A 20,248-nucleotide genomic window follows, 5' to 3' on the forward strand; every position below is an offset into this window, starting at 1 on the left:
ATAGAATTTTATAATGTTCTAAATAATCTTCCAGCCGAATTTCATAAAAAATCGATACGCGGAAACAATAAAAAGTTTAATGTGCAAAAAACCTTTCTTGGAAGAGTTTCCGCCCTTGTGAAAAATTTGGATCTTAGGAAAATAATCCTTACGACTCAAACGCATCGAAAGGTCAAAATCCTCGAAATACAAAAAGAACCTCTCGTCAAATCCTCCGATTTGTTTTAAAGATTTCGTTCTTGCAAAAATAAAACAACCGCTAATCAAAGGTACGTCTTCCTGAGTTTGATTCCAATCCCTTTCCCTTAGGTCGTATCGGTCTAAGTATTTTCGAAATATTTTTTTTAAAACATTCGGCGCAAAAGACCTCAAAAATAATACAAAAACTGTGGGATAAGATTTTACTAAGAATTGAATATTATGTTTTCCATCAGAACCACTTTCCCAATCCCAAACGGATGGAACCACCGCATCGCAGCCTGGGTGTTCTTCCAGATAACGAACGCATAGATCCAATGTTTCCGGAATCATTTTAATATCCGGATTGAGAACTAAGTGGAATTCGTTATTTGATTTCAAGATGGAGCGATTGTTGGCCACCCCGTATCCAGGATTTTCAGGAAAATGAAAATACTGAAATTTAACTCGATCTTTAAACGAAAACTCATTTTCTAAATCGTTTACTATATTTTTTATTTCTTCTCCGTATCCCGGAGTATTATCCAATACTTCGATTTTATATAGAATCGTTTTCGAAACATTAGAAATTTGATATATGATCGAATTCAGAAGAGACGAAAGCGATTCTTTAAAAATTAGTGCATTCTGCTTATATAATACAATTGAAATGGTAACTCCAAATTCCAAAACTCAGTCCTCAAGTAAATTTTATCAGTTTAATATTTTAGAAATGTGGGAACCCACGCAATTTCCGGGTTTGACAGTTGAACTTAGAAATGTAAGAACTCATACTTTTAGAGAATTCTTTCTCATTTTATTTTCAATTCTCTAAAAATTCACAAATAAGTATTTGAATTTAGATTTGATCTAGGTTGTAGAAAAAGTTTTACCGACAATATGTTTGTAAAAAGAAGATTCTCTTCCGGTAATTCCATCACGAATCCCGCAAAGAATATGAAGATACGTTTGATATTTAGAATCAGAAAAAATAGGCAAGATCAAAAATCGAAAGAATGTTTTCAGAACAACTTCCAGTTTAAAGCAAAACGGAATATGTGACATTTTACAAATATACACTCCATTCCTAAAAAGGAAATACCACCTAAAGGGAGAATGAATTGCAACTTTAAAAATTCCGAATATACTCCTGGAATCAGTTCCTATAGAATGTTTCATTTTCACATCGGAAACGATTTTATGAATGTAACCTTTATTATTGGCCCGAAAACACCACTCGTAATCCAAATAATCTATAAAGAAATCCTGATATAACAAACCTACCTCTTTTAAAACTTCCAATGAATAAAAACTTCCAGAAGTTATTAGAAACTTTGCAGTTAAAATTCCAGTTTGGTTTTTAGGAATTCCATAAATATTACGATTCTTGATTGTATCAAAAATATTAGGGCCGAAAGATGCGACTTTCTCGTTCCGGGACTTTTGTGTCCCATACTCTCTGACTTTTTGCAGAAAAGTTCGGATCGCCGACGTTTCCAAAAAACTATCTTGATCAAATAACCAAACATGTGTATATCGATTCGTTTGTGCGTATTCGATTCCTCGATTTAAAGCAAATCCCAAACCTAGATTGGATTCGCTTTCCACAAGAAAGTTCTGTTTTCCAATCTTGGAACGGATTAAAGATACGTTTTTAGATCGGTTATCTACGATCAAAACTGGAATTGAATTTGAATTCAGATTTTGAACGTTTTTGTAAGTTAAAGTTATATCAGGATTAAAAGTAACAATAACAGCTAATGGAGAAAAATTTTCTGGCATATTCCTACTTTTTACGAAAAGGGGTAAACCATCCTCGGCTCATCCATATTAAAATTTCGTCAGATCGATAGTTTGCAACATTACAAATCTCAAATCTTTTACGGATGATTCCAGGCAACATCTTTAAAAAACCGAAAGGTACCCCCAACATTTTAGGGCTCGTAAAGATCGCATGAAAACAAATACTTGCTCCGAAAAAAAACATATGATGAAATATATAACGCAAAGCATAAGACAGCGGCATATTTTTCCAATAAACGACTAACGCGTTTCTCAGGCCATAATAAAGGGAAAAAGCGCTTTTTTCTTTGGTGGATCCAAATCCGTGATGATAAACTTTAATGTTCGGACTAAAAAGTACTTTTTCTCCCGTAAGTCTGGCACGAAAACTTAAATCCACGTCTTCCATATAACAAAAAAAATCGGAGTCAAATCCGCCCATTCTTTTATATACTTCCGTTCGAATTGCCATCGCACCGCCACACGCGGAGAAAATTTCAGATTCTCTCAAATACTCTTCAGAAAGAACTCTCTTATATCCCCTTCTCCATGCAGCCCCAGAAACGTGATAAATATCGCCCGCTCCGTCTATTAACTTCTTTTCCACTTGATTGTCTTTAAGCATTAAAAAGGAAACAATAGAATACTCCTTTCCTTTCGATTCAAGTGTCTTCTCACATTCGGAAAAGAAATCGTCACTCAAACGAGAATCCGGATTGATCAGTAAGGTCCAATCCGACTTAGGCGCTATTTTGATCGCTTCGTTGTTTCCACCCGCAAAACCTAAATTCTTAGGGCTAAAATGAATCAATCTTCTATCTTTTTCAGAAAGTAATTTGAGTTGTTCCTGCGTACCATCCTTGGAATCATTGTCCCAAATCACCCAAGTCCAATTGGAAGGCAACTTTATGGACCGATCCAATGCAGATATGTATTTTTCAGAATTATATGTAACTGTTATAATATTATAATATTTCATTCATTAAAATGAAACCGCCTTTCAAAATCACGGTTCAAAAACTCATCCACCCGGAACTATATACTAAACTAAAATATCCGACCCAATAGTTTACATTTCAAGAGCGTGAAGTTCAGCGAAAGAAAGCTTGGGCAAATCCAGCCTTTTGTACCGCACTTTCAGCTTCGATCGATAAATTGAGGGTTCGGTTGAAAACAAAATCCTCTTCTGAATTCAATTTGTTATAAAACGCAATCCGTCGAGCGATCTGGAGAACTCAGCGAATGCCACTCCAAGAATCGACATTCAGGGATGAGACAGCTTGAACTTCCCTACACCTCAATCGCGTTCACATTGGGTTATAACGAACCTACGTTAAACGGTACTTCACCACAACATGTACTGGTACTCAACTTTATAGGAATGATTGATATCAATCCTTAGGAAATTGAGACCTTAGATTTTAAGGCAAATCACGATATTTTAGAACAGAAACTTCCAGGAGAGTTAAGAACACGAAACGTCTATAAGTCATCGATATGACACAATCCATGGGAACTACTACTTTTTATATTGAATTTACTAAGATGACTATAATTGATTTTTTTCAGGTTTTAGGACAGATTTTTTATCTCAACAGGAATTTTCGATAAATTCAAACTGCGTTAGTAAGATTCAGCGATTCTATAAAAATCTACATTCAGTTGAATTCAATTTTTGAACATACCGAATAATACAAATCGTTCAGAATGAAACTATCCTTAAGCGCTGCCAAAGTTAGACATTGTTATGAAGGAAAATATTAATATTATATCAATACCCTAGATTCAAAAGGTAAACACTTATTATACGATCAGACAATAACCAAAAAATGATATACTGATAGTAAAATCAAAAAACAAATAGTTTGAAAATGTAAAACCTCTATGGAATTTAGTAAACCTTTTCCTGAAGTATTTTCACAAGATATTCTCCATAACCTGTTTTTTTAAGAGGAACTATCAATTTTTCTAATTGAGACCCATCTATAAAACCTTTTCTAAATGCGATTTCCTCCGGGCAGGCAACTTTAAGTCCCTGTCTTTTTTCAATCGTTTCTATAAATACAGATGCCTCTAAAAGAGATTCGTGAGTCCCAGTATCCAACCAAGCGTATCCTCGTCCCATCACTTGAACGTTTAAAATTCCTCTTTCTAAATAAATCCTATTTACGTCCGTAATTTCCAATTCTCCTCTTGCAGAAGGTTTAATGGACTTGGCTATACTCACAACCTCTTCATCATAAAAATATAATCCAGTGACTGCGTAATTGGACTTCGGCTTAAAAGGTTTTTCTTCGATCGAAACCGCACGTCTTTCCGAATCAAATTCCACCACTCCATACCGTTCCGGATCATGAACCGGATACGCGAACACAGTAGAACCCTTAGTTTCTTTAGAAGCGTTCTCTAAAAGAACAGCAAGATTATGACCGAAATAAATATTATCTCCAAGAATCAATACGGACGGATGCCCGTTGACGAAATTTTCTCCGATCCAATATGCTTGCGCCAATCCCCCCGGTTCGGGTTGAACCGCATATTCGATAGAAATTCCCCATTGTTTTCCGTCCCCTAACAGTTCTTTATACATAGGAGTCGCTTGGGGCGTGGAAATCAAAAGTATTTCTTTAATACCCGCTAGCATAAGCGTTGTTAGTGGGTAATAAATCATCGGTTTATCGTAAACCGGCAAAAGTTGTTTGGAAACAATGTATGTAACCGGATAAAGCCTTGTTCCAGAACCGCCTGCGAGTATAATCCCTTTTCTCGATTTCATCTAATGTTTCTCATACTGATTTTGATAATATTCTTTATATTGACCGGAAAGAATTTCCTTCCACCAAGACTCGTTGTCTAAATACCACCGAACCGTCTCTCTGAGAGCCGATTCGAACACGAACTTTGGTTTCCAGCCCAGTTCTTTTTCAATTTTGGAAGGATCAATTGCGTAACGAAAATCGTGTCCAGGCCTGTCCTTTACATATTGAATCAATTTAGAATGCGGAACGCCGGAAGGATGAAACTCATCCATGATCGAACAGATCGAATTTACTATATCTATATTCTTTTTTTCGTTTCGAGTCCCTATATTATAAGTTTCTCCCGGCAATCCCTGGAATAAAGCAAGACGCAATGCTTCGCAGTGATCCTTAACATATAACCAATCCCTAATATTCTTTCCATCTCCGTAAACGGGAAGAGGTTTTCCCTGTAAACAATTTAAAATCATCAAAGGAATCAATTTTTCCGGAAAATGATAAGGTCCATAGTTATTGGAACAATTTGTGGTCACTACCGGCATATGATAAGTATGATAATAGGATCTTACGATATGATCCGAACCGGCTTTAGAGGCCGAATAAGGAGAGTTAGGCGCATAAGGGGTCTCTTCAGTGAAATATCCAGTATCACCTAACGTTCCGAATACTTCGTCTGTGGACACATGAAGGAACTTTTTTCCTTCGTAAGATCCATTCCATTGTAATCTAGCTGCGTCTAAAAGATAAAAAGTACCGAGTATGTTCGTTTTGATAAATTCTTCCGGACCCAAAATAGAACGATCCACGTGGCTTTCCGCAGCAAAGTGCGCCACGTAATCGAAGTTATGTTCTTGGAAAATAGAAGATACATTTTCTTTATTGGCGATGTCCGCCTTTATAAAAATAAACCTAGGATCTTTTTTCCAAGATTCCAAACTTTTCAAATTTCCAGCATAAGTCAGTTTATCGAATACGATTATCTGATATTCTTTACTTTCGTTTAAAATGAGATTCACAAAATTGGAACCTATAAATCCGGCTCCACCGGTGACTAAAATTTTTTTCATACTTTTTTTCCGGAAATTTCTGCGATTTCTTTCAGACAGAGAGTTAAATCTTCTTTCCAATGCGGAACGGGGCCAAAAAATTTTCGAGTTTCATTTAAATCTAAAATTGAGTATCTAGGTCTCGGGGCAGCTGTAGGATAACTTTCCGTAGGAATCGGGGAAATCGGTTTTAAATTCTCTATCAATGAAAAAGAATGCGAGATATCTCGAATTGCAATCGCAAAATCATACCAACTCGCAATTCCGGAATTGGAAAAATGCAAAATCTCCGGATACCCCCTCCCTTTTAGAATTTCATAAATTAAGAATATTATAAAGTCAGCAAGCCTACCCGCCCAAGTAGGCCTCCCCAATTGATCTTCGATTACTTTTAATTCGGTACGCTTAGGGTCTTGTAAAAGTTTCAAAATCGTTTTAGGAAAATTATTTCCATAAGAGGAATATACCCAACTTGTTCGGACTATATTCGCTTGTTTAGAATCCGCAAATATTTTTCGAATCCACTTTTCTCCTTCCGCTTTCGATAAACCATAAATTCCTTTCGGGGAAAGTGTAGAATCCGGTTTCCAAAAACGAATTGTATCCCCGATCGTTCCCGAATTTGCATCGAACACAAAATCAGTGGATATATAAATCAGATGGATTTTTCTTTTTAGACATTCTTCCGAAATTTTTTTTACAGATAAGGAATTGATCTTGTAAACGTTCTCCGAATCGGACTCTGCTTTATCCACAGCGGTATAAGCTCCACAATGAACTAAAATTTTAGGAGAATCTTTTAAAATTTTTTCTACAGAATCAAGATCAGTAAGGTCCCATTCTGCTCTACTAAATCCTATAGATTCCAAATCCAAAGATTTGAATCTTTTGGTCAACTCCCAACCTAACTGACCACTTTTTCCAGTATAATAAATCATATTCTAATATACGAATGGGCTTTTAAAGCTCGCAAGAAAAGGAGTTTCCTGATCCCTTTGAGACACTATAAACTCAGAATCAGACAACCAGGTTTTCCAAGGAATGCCTAATGTAGGATCGTCCCAGCGAATTCCAACTTCATTTTGAGGACTATATTCTTTCGTCACCTTATATAAAAAATCCGTTTTATCTTCTAGGGTTAGAAATCCGTGAGCGAATCCGGGAGGAACCCAAAATATATTTTTATTTTCCTCCGATAGTTCCACGGAAAACCATTTTCCATAATTAGGAGAACCTATCCGGACGTCCACCACCACGTCTATCACCTTGCCTCTCACTACTCGGACTAACTTTCCTTGTTCGTAAGGAGGAACTTGTAGATGCATCCCCCTCAATACTCCTCGAGAGGATCTAGAATGGTTATCTTGAGAGAAGTGAGTCGGTATACTCTCACTTTCGAATAGTGACGTCTTAAAAGTCTCAAAGAAAAAACCTCGTTCATCTCCAAAAACTTTGGGTTTGATTAGAACGGGACCTTCTATGGAAAATCTTTTAAATTGCATATAAATTAACTTGTTTTAGGCGATAGGGTCTTTCAAAAACTATGGCAAAAACATTTCGCCTTCGAATAAAATTATTTCGAAACTATAATAAATTATTCTTGAGATAAGTTATAGTTTCGTAAAGCCTTTCGATCTACATCCCAGGATTACCACAAAATCCTAATTGCTTAAGATCGCGATCAAAATTTTCATCTTTCTCATTCACAAAAAATATCAATTTATTTCCGACGATTTCTTTGGAAATTCTAAGTTTTGGTGTAAAACATAAAGTTTTTTTAAATCGATTTTTTTACATTCACTTTCTCAGCTCAGGTCCCATTTCCTTCTGCAAACCCTATACTGCAAACTATGAAAAAAATTTCTAGGATACATATCAGATCCTAATAAGTCGCTATGAGGAGAATAAAATCTGTCGGATTCCAATGAACTTCCCCATTTTCCAATTAGTAATTTTCGATCCGATCTACCAACTTTATATTTAGGATCATATTCTTGAAAAGATCTCTTAAGTGTATAAGAAGAGACAAAACTTGAGAAAGGATTACTTACGATCCTAAAATTTTCCTCAAGGAGTCTTAGAGAAAAATCCACGTCCCAATAATCGTTTTGAAAAGATTCATCAAGTCCCTTTAATAAATCCCAATTCTTTCTAGATACCAAAAACACATTACGCGAAATTACAGAAACGTTCTTCTCGATAAATTCTCCAGACCAAATTTTAGCTTCCTCTACCCTAACCTTATTACCCGCAACGCCAATGAATCCTTTTTTTCCGAGAAGCAAAGAAGAATAAATGAGTTCATTTTTCTGATTGAAAATAATCGGACAAACTGCGCCTATTTCCGAAGATTGCGCATGTTGTAGCAACTCATACAGCCAATTCTCATTCTTCGGTTTAAAACAAGGATTCCAAAATAAAACGTAAGAACCTTGTGTATCAGAAACAATTGAATTGATATTTTTTGCGGAAAGATTCGGCTCAAAAAACTCAAGTATTTTAAATAGAACTCGACCTTGAAATTTTTTCAAAACAGACTGAGGGATTTCAAACTTCGTCCGATTATTTCCAACGCTTAGAAAAATTTCTAAGTGAAAATCGGAAGGAGTCAATCTAATCATTTCATAAATATCTTGAAATCCATTCTCTAGTATAGCCTCTATATCGAGAACAACAATCGAAATCAATTTGTTTGGCTTCAACCTACGGATCGGATGATAGGTAAACGGATAATACCCTGGAACGATTTCTTTCACCGGCTCATTTTGATCTTTATAATATTCTAATATAGCTTTTTTAGAGCTTTCTTCGCAGATCTGCGCCCTTTGTTTTGAAAAACTTTCCCCATGAAGACGCCATACGTATAAAAAATATGGAAGTCTTCTAATACGATCGGTATGTCTACACGCGCGAAGTACAAATTCATGATCCTGACTTCCGTCGAAACCTTCCCGAATACCTCCCATTCGATAGATTAAGTTTTTTGAAACTATCACAAAATGACAGATATAATTATAAGATATCAATCTTTCGGGCGAGAATTCCGGTTTTGTAGAAAGTGAAAAAACTCCCGGAATTTTTGATTGAAAAATCTCATCGGAATAAAGTAACTCAGGTCTATTTTCTTCTTCTTGGAGAGCTTCCAATACGATCAATAACGCGTTTTTTAACAAACGATCATCGTGATCTAAAAATGCCACGTATTCCCCCGCGGCACATTCGAACGCTTTCCGAGTCGCTAAACTGATTCCTTCATTTTTATCCGAACGAAAATATCGAATTCGAGAATCTGTTTCACATCGTTCTTTCAGATAATTCCCGGGACTTTCATCCGGAGAGGCATCATCAAGAAGAATTAATTCCCAGTTTTTATAAGTTTGCATCTCAACGGAGCGAACCATTTCCTCTAGATATCCTCTTTTGGTGTTGTAAACGGGCACAAGTATGCTAATTAAAGGTTCATAATAATATTCTGATTTATAAATATTCTTATCCCACGAATAGAGGAAAAAATAATATTGATACTGCCTCAGCCAATAGAGAATTTTCCTTACGAAGGCCTTCATTCAAACCTCTTCAACACTGCAATACGATATAGATCAACAAAATGCTTTTAAGCCCAAAGCGATTTCGTTCTTTGAACATCACATTTGATACATTTCAAATAAGTAAGGATCAATTCGAATCCTAATAAAGTTTTTAACTGAATTTGTTTTCGAATAATTTTACGTGAGTTCGGCGCAAGAAAACAGGAGCATGATTTAAATACCGAGACTTCCACAAAATCAGAATTGCTTATTACTGCATTATCCCGATTATCGTTAATTGGTGTAAGAACCTGTCGAGACTGCATTGTGAAAAATTCTCTAAAACAAGTAAAGAAACGTAATTTACGGTAACGGACTGCTCTTAAAATGATTAGAAGTTCGTTTCAAAATCTGAAGAAAAACCTACTCGCAATAAAAACGCCGGGTTCCTATAGATTACGTCCTTTTGAGGATTTATGGACTTCATTGCTGGAGTGCTTTGCGATGAACTCCGACATTTTATTTTTATAGAAAAATGAACATATGAAAGAAACACTAAATTTACGTTATTTTAGCTTTGCTACAGTTAAAAATGTAAGAGCTACTTTTTTAGGGAACCTCTATAGAATGAATTTTTCATTGATGACGGCTCCCAAAGCTACGGAAATTCGATTTCAAAATCGCTCTTTTAAGATTTTTTTAAGGTCTTTCTGCCGTTTACAGTTAAACGAAATCTCAAGCCTTACATTTAATTTTGAATCAGACGTTTAAGAATTTTCTTTTTAATAGGGAAAGATACTTTAGAAAAGTTATCAGCATCTTTATAAACGAGTAAACGAATGGATTTTTAGTCAAAATTAAAAATTCGTCTTCCAGCCGCTTAGCCTCCAAATGTCTCTGAAATAAAAATTGAATATTATTTAAATACAATTCTTTATGATTTTCATATAGTTGCATATATAATGGAAGAAAATGTTTGAGAGATCTTTGCGAACGGGACGAATGCCCAATCCTATAGTAAAATAAAACCTTGGGAATTCTATAAACCTTTCCCCCTTTTTCAATCAATGAAAGCCAAAAATCATAATCCTCCCATTCGTTTTTCATATTTTCATTAAATCCACCGACTTCCTTCCAATCCGACTTTTTAAATACAGCGGACACAAATATACAATTGTCCAAAAGTATATTCGGAAAACGATATTCAGGAAGATTCCATTTCCCTTTTATAGATCCGAAAAACTCCGCTTCGCAATATACGATTCCTAAAGACGGATTCTTTTCGTAAGCGGATATCGCCTCCAAAAGATAATCCTCGTGAATCATATCGTCCGAATCCAAAGGAAGTATAAACTCTCCTTGAGCCGTATCAATCCCAATATTACGTGCTGTAGAAGGTCCAGAACGCGGAATAGAAAGAACCGTAAAACCGGATTTATTCTTGTATTCCTCTAGAATTGAAATTGTAAATGGATCGCTAGACCCATCATCTACGATTATTACTTCCCAATACTTATATCTCTGCCTCAATATACTCTCAACGGTTTCGTGAATATATCGACCATAATTATAACATGGAATTACGATAGAAACTAAAGGATTCATTTAGGTAAAATTATATTATTTTAATATCTCTTTTTAAGAAGCACTAAAGATAATCCAACTTATATATCTCTTACTTTGAACTTGCCAAAAAACATCCCGGCAAAAAATAAGATTCAAATAAATCTAAAACATCCACCAAGATAAATAAAAATACTTTATGCCGTCTCTATAAAATCCAAATGCAAAGGTTGTAGAAATTAAATTTCCACATAGATTGCCGTTTTAGCAACTACCATATAATGAAAAATGTATTTGTTAGAAGACTTGTCATTTCAAGTAGACGTTACTCCCCAACGCAATAAAAAAGTTTTTTCGAAAACAACTCGAAGAAAAAATTCTGATTCTACGGCGCAAAAACTAACTCTTGCAAATTGAATTATGAAAATACCATCGGAATATATCAAAGTCTGCACCAAAAACTTAGAACTGTATGTTATTTAACGATGAGAAAACGATTTAAAATCAAAACGTAAATCAGCGAAAACTACTATGTTTTGCCGTTGGGGACTTAAAAATCATAATTAATCGTGGTTTCCTCTTCAGACTTTAAGACAAGTTCTTAATAAAATAAATGTTTTTCTCAAAAAAAACCTTCCTAACGAAAATAAAAATCGAATTACCTTCAAAAGATCTCTATATAAAAATAAAGTTATACGATTAAAATAAAGTGATTGAGCCTTCTTCCTCTCTTGAAGAAGAACATTCTGATTTTGCGGTGCAGAACTCAATCCTTGCAAATTGAATCGAGAAAATATTACAGGAATATATTTTGTTGAAACACCTGCTGAAAAAACCTTCAGCCAAAATTCGTAATCCGCAGCAATTCTAAAATTAAGATCATACAACCCGTACCGTTCAAACAACTTTCTTTTTATCAAACACGCTGGATGCCAAATTGTATCAAACAGAAGATGACTTAACGTCATCACAGGAGGCTGCCTACCCAAACGTAGATTCCCCTCCTTAGACTCAATAAGCATATCTCCATAAATCAAATCGGAACTCAGTTCGAATGAAAGTATCTCAGTAAGCGTATTCTCACTCGCAAGGGTATCGCCCGAATTTAAAAAAAGGATATATTCTCCTTTCGAATTTAAAATCCCTTTATTTTGACCATAGTAGATACCTAGATCTGGTTCACTAAGCCAAAATGAAAATAGATCGCTATACTTTTGAATTACACTCAAACTCCCATCTTTGGAAGCCGCGTCTATTATGATATATTCAATCTGTTCAAAACATATCTGATTACGCACGGATAAAATAGTTTTTTCTAAACCGACACGGTCATTATAGTTGATAGTAACAATCGAAATCTTAGGTTTTTTTTCGGCCATTTATCGAAATATCTTTTTGAAACCATCTCATACGATAAAGTTGTTGAAAAGTTCGGCTTAACAAAACTGCTTCAATCGACCATTTCCATGAAACAGAAACAAATGAAAATTAATTTTTCAACAACTTTACTATTAGTTATTTTTTCCCTTTTATATTAAGATCCTCTGGATTGATCACAATACTCTAAATTATTTTCCTCTTTTGTTTCTAAAAAAGTATTCCTCAAAAAGGAATCGATTTTTATTTTGTAGTAGATACTCTTGATTTTATTCAAATCTTTTTTTAAAATCTATTCATGATCTCGACAACTTTATAAATATCGTTTTCAGTGTGAAAAGTTGAGATTGGAAGACTGAGCGTAGTACGATGAACCTGCTCGGAGATAGCAAACTCGCCTTCTACGTATGGAAATACGTCCTTCATTGCAACTTGTTTATGAGGCGGAATCGGATAATGAATTTCAGTCTTTACGCCGTTTTTTAGAAGATAGTCTCGCAGCCCGTCACGTCTTGTATGGCGAACATTAAAGATATGATATACGTCGTAAGTTCCTTCGTCAATTACCGGTTTTATAAAATCGTCTTTTAGATTTTCCAGATAAATCTTGGCTAAATTTCTTTTATGTTCGTTCATTGCATCCAAATATTTCAACTTGATATTTAAGATTATAGCCTGCAATTCATCTAAACGAGAATTATATCCGAGTAAATCATTCTTGTACTTGATTGAAGAACCGTAATTTCTTAGTTTCTTAACTTCGTCGTGATATAGATCGTTATCCGTCACGACAGCTCCCGCATCTCCAATAGCCCCCAAGTTTTTAGTGGGATAAAAACTGAACCCGTTAATTTCTCCAAACGTTCCCGTTTTCTTCCCCTTATACAAAGCGCCGTGAGATTGTGCACAATCCTCTACTAAAAACAGATTATTTTCTTCCTTAATCTTCAAAATAGAGTCCATCTCGCAAGGTTTACCATACAAATGTACAATCAGAATTCCTTTCGTTCTGGAATTAATTTTTTCCTCTATTCTTTCGGGATCGATATTATAGGTTCTAATATCCGGTTCAACTAAGATAGGTCTCAAACCTGCATGCAAAATTGCTAAAATAGATGCTATATAAGTATTCGAAGGAACTATAATTTCGGAGTCTTTTTCTATGTTTAACGCTTTCAAGGCGAGTATAAGTGCATCCAAACCATTCCCTACTCCGATACAATACTGGTTTCCATTGTATTGGGCGAATTGATTTTCAAAACTAGAAACTTCCTTCCCTAATATATACCACCCGCTTTGGATGGTTTCAGAAAGCCGCGTTTTATACTCTTCAAAGAACCGTGTATTCGCTAAACGCAGATTTTCGTATTCGATCATATCGAATTTTTCTCCGCCAAACGGATAAAATCAGAATAATTTCTTATGTAGTCGTCTTCTCTATAATAATCGGAAGCAGCAACAAGAAGAACACAACCAGAAGAAAAATTTTCCATAGTATGCCAAAGCATCCTTCCCAAAAGCACCCCAACATTATCCTTATTCATCAATATTTCCTGCCTTGTCCTCCCATCATCCAATTTTAATGTAAAACTTCCGTTAATGCAAAAGATCACCTGTTCAATTTCTTTATGAGCGTGTTGTCCTCTAACACTCACAGAATTTTCTAAATTGTTAATATAATAAACTCGTTTTATTTCGAAAGGCACATCTCTCATGCTCTCTAATATGATCAAATTTCCGTCTCTATCGTCTCTGACTTTTTTTAGATTTATATAACTTGAATTTTTAACTATAATTTCATCCATAAAAATCATCCAAACACACACTACCGCAATGATACCTTTTTAAATTTCACACCAACTGAATTGATGAACCGCATACGATGATCTATACCAAAATAAGGTCTAATTCAATGTAATACGAGCATTTAATTCTAAGGCACATAGACACAAACCTCAAAATCTTAAAAGATATACAAACTACTATATAACTGTAACATTATACGAAACCGCTCCAGAACATTTATATCATGGCAACTTCAATATTACGTTAGAAATTATCTCAAGAATATCTTCAAATGACCGAAATCAACATTTTAAGTGAAGATTAGGCATCCCAAAACCTTTTGAAAATCGTTTTAATCATTCGACAAATTCGCAACACACGTTGAAACTCTGTAGATACGTTCCTTTGCGGAATTTACAAGCTTTCAAACAGATTTTTTTTGTTCAATTTTTATAGAAGTCCCAAATTTTTACTCAGAACTGTATAAAAGAGTACTTAATATTTTACACTAAAACAGGGCTTTGGAACTTAAATTTACGGTTTTATATCTTATAGAGATCAGTAAGACAAACTCCAAGTAATTCTTGAAGTAGCTCTACAAGTTTATTGATTACAATTGATTTTTAAAATTTAAAATAGGTTTCGAATCATTTCTTACTTAAAAGAAAACTTTGACTGCTCCTTAGGATCTTTTTTAAAATCACCAAACTACAAAGCAGAACATTCCAAAAAACTCCATTCAAAGTGGAGTAAGAATAAAAATTCTCTTTCTCCATCATGATACACATTTCCCAAATATTCAAACTTCTTAATTTCAGATTAAAACGGGAAACCACATCGATCAATTGTTCCACATAAACATCATAAATAACCTTTAACACCTTGTAATTCAATTTATAATCGGAAATTCCAGTCCCATAGATGTTCCCCTCGTAGAATTTAAACATATGAAAATGATAAAATATGAGAGGGCTTTCATTGATCAAAATTTTTTCGTCTTTCAATCGAATCTTATATTTTTCAGCGTTCCAAAGCGCAACACCGGCTTGTTCATTTTTTAATACACATATGTTTTTATAAGTTTGCGGCCATACGTCCAAATATTTTTGATCTCCCAAACGACCGTCTTCTACTCGGTTATAACACCACTCCAAACACTGCTCTCTCCAACGGCTGAGACATTTTATTCCTATCTCGTCCCGTTTAAAATATACCATTTGCACATTGTAAATTCCGTTAGCTTCGAGATGTTTAAGACGATCCGGAAAGCGATGTGGTATGATCATTATGGAATGCTCTCCGATTTCATCGTAAATCGGACTCACGTCGGAAAAAAAATATATGTCGGAATCCAAATAAGTAACGTGATCTATATTTGGATTTTCTTTTAAAATATAAGTAGGCAAAACCGGAGAAAGAGTCCAGCAATATTCCTGCCAAGTCCGATTCCCTTTTGCAACGAGAACGTCCTCGGACTCAATATCGCCTAATGAAAGTATTGTGACATGATCAAATGAATTCTCCTTAAAAAAAGTATAAGTTTTGTCGTCCATTGCAAGCACCCAAAGATGGAAGTCTCCGAAATGGCGCCGAACAGACTCGTACAGAGATAATCCCAAAGGTAGGTAATTAAAATCAAAAAGTGTACAAAGATACTTCATTGTCGGATTTTTTTCAATTAACGTGAGTTCGATATAAGGTTCTGCCCAGTTTTGGAACAGAACCTTGCAGCTTTATCTTTCTGACAAAGCAGAAAACTAAAGCGCGTTCGCTCCCTAAGGGCCCTCGGGTAACTAAAGCGTCTCGCTTCTATTGGCGCTCGACAGGATTTTGGGACGCGCTGTAAGAAAGTTTGGGTGAATCTATCCTTTGCTTGCAAAGGCTAGACCGCGCTTTAACTCAATGTTGCTGCCTAAACTCAGTGAAACGGCTTCCTAAGGGGCGCCGTTTCAGGTCGCAACATAATGTTCCAATTCCTTCGGAATTTTCAAACTAAAGTGCGCTCTATGGGTCGCTGCATAAGTATCGCTTTCGCATTTGTTAATGCCGAACTCACGTTAATTATATAGATAATCATAAATTCAGCAAAATCTGCCTATAGAAATTATCTCAAAAAGATTTTTACCTTTTGTATGTTGAGTTACCGACGACAGATAGAAAATTTTTGAGTATATTCTATATGAGTGTAAATCGTATCGATCGATCTCTTCGAATTTTGAGCCTATTTCAAAATCCTAAAAGAAATTAGCCTCCATCTTGGAACAAGTTTGTAGCAAACAATATAGGAGCATACGTTTTAAGATCTTGAAATAGACGCCCTAGAAAGATTTTCTGAACTCAAAAATCATTCCCATTTCCCGAGTCTGTATTCCTTTTAAGATATCCGTTGCTTGCAAATAACTATTAAAATCTGCTACTAAGTCGTATTTAACTTGAAACAACGAAACGAATTCTTCCAAATTAAAGAACCAAGCGGGATAAGAAGCATCGTAAATTTCAAGAGGAACATGTTGAACTGATACGATAGAATTCGGCAAGTCTATAAAATAAGTCCTATCTATTATAATATAAGGAAAATCATAATTTATTATTTTTTTGATTAACTCAAAAGGATCTTTTACATATGGAAAGGAACTCGATGCTAAAAACACATTAATTTTTTGATCTCTATCGTTAACACAAGACTCGATGGAATCATAAAAATTTAGGATGCCGTCTTCGAAGTGTTTTTTGCCAACTTGAACAAAATTAGATTGTTCTACTATATTCCAAGATAGCTTTTGTATTCCTTGTAAAAAGTTTCTATTCTGATAATAACTACTTCCTAAGGATCCTCCAAAATCTAAAACATCCAGCCTTAAATTGGACTTAGTCGCCGAATAAAGTAAACCGGCAAGCAATGGCCAAGAATATTGAATTTTGTTGAATAATACAGAATCTCTTTCGTAAATCGCCTCGCCTTGTTTCACTTTCAACAGTGATTGTTTGCACTTTTCGATAATTTGCTCTGAATCGTAAGATCCACACAGTGCTGCTGCCTCGTCCCAAGTTTTATACACTCCGTTAAAACCGTTGCGAAAAATTCCACTGCGCATTTCGGATTTAACTCGGTTACAAAATTCTCTCTTTCCGAAGGTCAACAAATCCCAAATAATAGGAGGCAAAAATTTATATGCTATTTTTTTTATATAGCTTCGCAAATCCATTTCCTTATCTTCAGCAATAATTCACTTTTTAAAAAAATTAAATTTTCCATATTCGAACTTTAAACTTTAATAATTAACGTGAGTTGGGTGTAACAAATACGAAAGTGATTATCATGCTGCGATCCGTAGGAGCAGTATTTTAGAGCCGATCTCAAAACCTGAAGAAAAATATCTCTAAACGATCCGGCAAGTTTTTAAAAAACGTGAAAGTTCCCACAGAAACCGTCGTATTGAAGGTTTTTCCTGTCGTTTAAGATTGTAATAGCTCCTACATTCCTAAGGTTTTGAGACCGGCTCTTAGTCTCGGCAAATCCAACCTTTGATAGAAATATCATAGTGAATTTTTCATAAAGCAAAGGAGTTCTCGCAAATTACTTTCCTTTGACTATTAATTGGCTCTTGAATGTGCTTTATTCTTGTCAAACTCCCGTAAGGGCTTTCTACATTCTGAGACTTTGGGATAAACTCTATTATAGATATTACTTCTATAAACATACAAAACCAATTTGTAACAAAAGACAATGAAAAAGCATTTTTTAGGAAACAACTTAAATTTTGGACAAACCAGGATTGTAATATTCAAAATCGTTTTATAAGACGCACCACCTGATCGAAAATCCTGTCTTTAACACTCGATCGACTAAGTTTATGAAAATAATCTCGATATAAATTTCTTACTTTAACGTCTTCTTCAATTTTAATTTTTTCAATTCGGATCGGCGATAAACTCAATTCAACGTCGTATTCATTCGTTGTATCGCAATGTGTTCCGGAAGCGTCCAACCCAATATTAAACACTAGAGATCTGGCCGGATACAATGTTAATCTATTTTGTAAAAAGGCGGAGGCATACCATCGTATAGCCCAGGAATCGTTTTTACCCGCAATTTGATCCTTTAACATTTGAGTATAAGGGTACGAACCCTGCATATCAAATTCATACATTAAATTTTCTGAAATTAAGTTATCTAAAAGTTTTTTTCCATCTTGTTCGAATAAATCCCAGCCCCTCTTCCAAGTCGCCCAGCCCCAACAATCGGCACCTCTTAAAAAATACGTCTCGGGGGTTTTTGCGGTAAACGGAAGCCGATAAGCGTGTATGGAAACCACCCGATTTAAATTCTCATAATATTCCAATCCATGATTTAAATAAGTCAAAAAATATTTCGAGGTTATCATATCGTCTTCTAAAACGATAATTTTGCCATATTTTGTTACTAGTTCAGTCACTCCAGATATAATGGATTTTGCTAAACCTACATTGTCTTTTTTTTCATAAACGATAACTTTTTTAAAACCAGTCGCTTCTTTGACAATCGATCTGACTTCTCTGATCTTGTCCATATTTGTATCAGGCTTAGGCCCATCACAAAATACAAATAATTCAGACTGCTCCGCATAATCGTTGTTTGATAAAGAATCGATCGTTCTTTTTGTATGCTCCGGTCTATTATAAACAAAAAGTGCAATCGGTGCTAATACCATTTTTCAACCATCCTTAAGGAGCCGACTTCTAAGATGATTGAGACGACTTAACATCTTCCAAAAGAAAACCGATTCTAATTGGATAAAAAATATTTCGCGAGTACGTTTGAACAATAGATTGAATAAAGTGCTCGCTACAAATTGAGAAATTACCGTAGCAATCGCGGCCCCTTTAATTCCGTAGAGTGGAATCAAAAAGTAATTTAGAATTATATTCGTCAAACATCCGGATATACTTTTATACAATTCCCCTTTTGGTAAATTTTCAGTTAGATAATAACGGCTACTAGCCACTCCTAAAAAAACAAAAATTCCAGCCCAAATATGAATCGCCAATACGGCACCCGCTTCTGAAAATTTTTCTCCGAAAAATAGACGTATAATCGGATCCGATAAAAATGTCATCGGTATCGCTATCATCAGGGCTAGTAAAAACATAAATGAATGCAAAAGACCTAAACGCTCTAGATATAATTCTTGACTAAACTCTTTCGCTTTTAAAATAGCGGGAAATATCGACGAAGCAACAGCCATAGGGATAAAATACCAAACTTCGCTAATTTTAACAGCCGCGGTATATATTCCTACTGCTTCGTCTCCCATCATCTGACCGATCATAATCTGATCGATTCGCATATATACAATTACAGCCAATCCGGAAAGCAACAACATCCAACTATCTCTCAATAACGTCCGCGCTCTTCTCCAATTTGCGTGAAGAACGGATAAAGATCCATTATGATATTTATATAATAAATAATAACCAAATAAACTAATAGATGATTCGATTAGAGCAGTCCAAATGAAAGGAAATATTCCCAAACCGTTCAAAATCAACAAAATCCTTACTCCGGAAAACACGAAGAACAATCCGTTATCAAGCCATACAAAATATTTGGATAGCACTTGCGCTTCGTACCAATACCTTACGACACCGACGGCACGAAAAATTAACGTTAGTCCGACAAGAAATACCATCCAGAACAAATCCAACTCATCAGGTCTAAGAAGGGGAATAAGTAGAATTGCTACTGCAAATGCAATCATCCCAGCAATAAGTTGTAGTAAAAACGAAGTTGAAAGAATCTCTTCTTTATGGGCCTTCTCCTTAATGAGTTCTCTTACGACAACCCCATCGAGTCCTAAATTTGTAAAACTACCGATCAACGCTATATATGCGATTACATAATTTAACTTTCCATAACTATCGGGACCTAGATAGCGGGCGATCCAAACTCCTAAGAACATTCCCATGCCCATTCTGAAAATTTTATCAAAAAAAAGCCATCCGCTGTTATACAGTATGTCTTTTAAATTCGGATAACGGGAGTAAAGTCTATTGAGTAAAATCACAAGCTTAGGTTTTATTTTTTAAAATTAAAGTCTTTATTGAACGCCAATTCGGCACCAAATATTTCTAAAAAAGCAATGTATATTTAATTTTAGTAAATTCAAAATTTTGAATTTAATTATCACATTTCCTAAAACTCGAAGAGAAATCAGGGGCTATACTGAAAATATCCTATAATGTTCGAAATCGA

The 20,248-nt window shown here is 35.0% G+C and carries 16 protein-coding genes; all 16 read right to left on the reverse strand.

What is annotated here, in order from left to right; all coding sequences use genetic code 11:
• Positions 1 to 18: 18 nt before the first annotated feature.
• Positions 19 to 867: a glycosyltransferase gene (locus CLV95_RS01950; RefSeq protein WP_002733543.1), complete on the reverse strand. Its 849-nt coding sequence runs from the start codon at positions 865 to 867 to the stop codon at positions 19 to 21.
• Positions 868 to 1,047: 180 nt separating this feature from the next.
• On the reverse strand, positions 1,048 to 1,959 hold the full coding sequence (locus CLV95_RS01955) for a glycosyltransferase family 2 protein (protein WP_002733618.1): 912 nt from the start codon (positions 1,957 to 1,959) through the stop codon (positions 1,048 to 1,050).
• A gap of 4 nt (positions 1,960 to 1,963) precedes the next feature.
• Positions 1,964 to 2,938, reverse strand: a complete 975-nt coding sequence (locus CLV95_RS01960; protein WP_002727925.1) for a glycosyltransferase family 2 protein — start codon at positions 2,936 to 2,938, stop codon at positions 1,964 to 1,966.
• Between the two features lie 912 nt (positions 2,939 to 3,850).
• Positions 3,851 to 4,735 (reverse strand): glucose-1-phosphate thymidylyltransferase RfbA, encoded by an 885-nt coding sequence (gene rfbA / locus CLV95_RS01965; RefSeq protein ID WP_002727921.1) that lies wholly within the window; start codon positions 4,733 to 4,735, stop codon positions 3,851 to 3,853.
• Positions 4,736 to 5,785: a dTDP-glucose 4,6-dehydratase gene (gene rfbB, locus CLV95_RS01970; RefSeq protein WP_002727919.1), complete on the reverse strand. Its 1,050-nt coding sequence runs from the start codon at positions 5,783 to 5,785 to the stop codon at positions 4,736 to 4,738. It lies immediately after the preceding gene.
• Positions 5,782 to 6,702 (reverse strand): dTDP-4-dehydrorhamnose reductase, encoded by a 921-nt coding sequence (gene rfbD, locus CLV95_RS01975; protein ID WP_002733754.1) that lies wholly within the window; start codon positions 6,700 to 6,702, stop codon positions 5,782 to 5,784. Before rfbD ends, rfbB begins: the two co-directional genes overlap by 4 nt.
• Before the next feature lie 3 nt (positions 6,703 to 6,705).
• A complete protein-coding gene (rfbC, locus tag CLV95_RS01980) occupies positions 6,706 to 7,266 on the reverse strand; it encodes a dTDP-4-dehydrorhamnose 3,5-epimerase (protein ID WP_002727916.1) in 561 nt (186 codons plus the stop codon).
• Positions 7,267 to 7,569: 303 nt separating this feature from the next.
• Positions 7,570 to 9,330 (reverse strand): glycosyltransferase family 2 protein, encoded by a 1,761-nt coding sequence (locus CLV95_RS01985; protein WP_002733605.1) that lies wholly within the window; start codon positions 9,328 to 9,330, stop codon positions 7,570 to 7,572.
• Between the two features lie 720 nt (positions 9,331 to 10,050).
• Positions 10,051 to 10,896 (reverse strand): glycosyltransferase family 2 protein, encoded by an 846-nt coding sequence (locus CLV95_RS01995; protein WP_002733776.1) that lies wholly within the window; start codon positions 10,894 to 10,896, stop codon positions 10,051 to 10,053.
• A gap of 539 nt (positions 10,897 to 11,435) precedes the next feature.
• Positions 11,436 to 12,233, reverse strand: coding sequence for a glycosyltransferase family 2 protein (locus CLV95_RS02000; protein ID WP_002727913.1), 798 nt, complete (start codon positions 12,231 to 12,233; stop codon positions 11,436 to 11,438).
• Between the two features lie 283 nt (positions 12,234 to 12,516).
• Positions 12,517 to 13,608 (reverse strand): DegT/DnrJ/EryC1/StrS family aminotransferase, encoded by a 1,092-nt coding sequence (locus tag CLV95_RS02005; RefSeq protein ID WP_002733556.1) that lies wholly within the window; start codon positions 13,606 to 13,608, stop codon positions 12,517 to 12,519.
• Positions 13,605 to 14,036: a sugar 3,4-ketoisomerase gene (locus tag CLV95_RS02010; RefSeq protein ID WP_002727923.1), complete on the reverse strand. Its 432-nt coding sequence runs from the start codon at positions 14,034 to 14,036 to the stop codon at positions 13,605 to 13,607. Before CLV95_RS02010 ends, CLV95_RS02005 begins: the two co-directional genes overlap by 4 nt.
• A 627-nt stretch (positions 14,037 to 14,663) precedes the next feature.
• Positions 14,664 to 15,677, reverse strand: coding sequence for a glycosyltransferase family protein (locus CLV95_RS02015; RefSeq protein WP_002723123.1), 1,014 nt, complete (start codon positions 15,675 to 15,677; stop codon positions 14,664 to 14,666).
• Positions 15,678 to 16,334: 657 nt separating this feature from the next.
• Positions 16,335 to 17,222, reverse strand: a complete 888-nt coding sequence (locus tag CLV95_RS02025) for a TIGR04325 family methyltransferase (RefSeq protein ID WP_016749102.1) — start codon at positions 17,220 to 17,222, stop codon at positions 16,335 to 16,337.
• 579 nt (positions 17,223 to 17,801) lie between these two features.
• Entirely contained in the window at positions 17,802 to 18,707 is a 906-nt protein-coding gene (locus CLV95_RS02030; protein ID WP_002733577.1) for a glycosyltransferase family A protein, read from the reverse strand.
• A gap of 3 nt (positions 18,708 to 18,710) precedes the next feature.
• A complete protein-coding gene (locus tag CLV95_RS02035) occupies positions 18,711 to 20,060 on the reverse strand; it encodes a flippase (RefSeq protein ID WP_002740298.1) in 1,350 nt (449 codons plus the stop codon).
• Between the last annotated feature and the right edge of the window lie 188 nt (positions 20,061 to 20,248).

Origin of the sequence: Leptospira borgpetersenii serovar Javanica, from assembly GCF_003046425.1 — a bacterium.
GTDB lineage: Bacteria > Spirochaetota > Leptospiria > Leptospirales > Leptospiraceae > Leptospira > Leptospira borgpetersenii.

Excerpts from the sequence above, each read along its gene's own strand:
- rfbC (WP_002727916.1), bottom strand. The coding sequence starts at position 7,266 with ATGCAATTTAAAAGATTTTCCATAGAAGGTCCCGTTCTAATCAAACCC.
- CLV95_RS02010 (WP_002727923.1), bottom strand. The coding sequence starts at position 14,036 with ATGGATGAAATTATAGTTAAAAATTCAAGTTATATAAATCTAAAAAAA.
- CLV95_RS02015 (WP_002723123.1), bottom strand. The coding sequence starts at position 15,677 with ATGAAGTATCTTTGTACACTTTTTGATTTTAATTACCTACCTTTGGGA.
- CLV95_RS01985 (WP_002733605.1), bottom strand. The coding sequence starts at position 9,330 with ATGAAGGCCTTCGTAAGGAAAATTCTCTATTGGCTGAGGCAGTATCAA.
- rfbA (WP_002727921.1), bottom strand. The coding sequence starts at position 4,735 with ATGAAATCGAGAAAAGGGATTATACTCGCAGGCGGTTCTGGAACAAGG.
- CLV95_RS02030 (WP_002733577.1), bottom strand. The coding sequence starts at position 18,707 with ATGGTATTAGCACCGATTGCACTTTTTGTTTATAATAGACCGGAGCAT.
- CLV95_RS01995 (WP_002733776.1), bottom strand. The coding sequence starts at position 10,896 with ATGAATCCTTTAGTTTCTATCGTAATTCCATGTTATAATTATGGTCGA.
- rfbD (WP_002733754.1), bottom strand. The coding sequence starts at position 6,702 with ATGATTTATTATACTGGAAAAAGTGGTCAGTTAGGTTGGGAGTTGACC.
- CLV95_RS02005 (WP_002733556.1), bottom strand. The coding sequence starts at position 13,608 with ATGATCGAATACGAAAATCTGCGTTTAGCGAATACACGGTTCTTTGAA.
- rfbB (WP_002727919.1), bottom strand. The coding sequence starts at position 5,785 with ATGAAAAAAATTTTAGTCACCGGTGGAGCCGGATTTATAGGTTCCAAT.
- CLV95_RS01955 (WP_002733618.1), bottom strand. The coding sequence starts at position 1,959 with ATGCCAGAAAATTTTTCTCCATTAGCTGTTATTGTTACTTTTAATCCT.
- CLV95_RS02000 (WP_002727913.1), bottom strand. The coding sequence starts at position 12,233 with ATGGCCGAAAAAAAACCTAAGATTTCGATTGTTACTATCAACTATAAT.
- CLV95_RS02025 (WP_016749102.1), bottom strand. The coding sequence starts at position 17,222 with ATGGATTTGCGAAGCTATATAAAAAAAATAGCATATAAATTTTTGCCT.
- CLV95_RS01960 (WP_002727925.1), bottom strand. The coding sequence starts at position 2,938 with ATGAAATATTATAATATTATAACAGTTACATATAATTCTGAAAAATAC.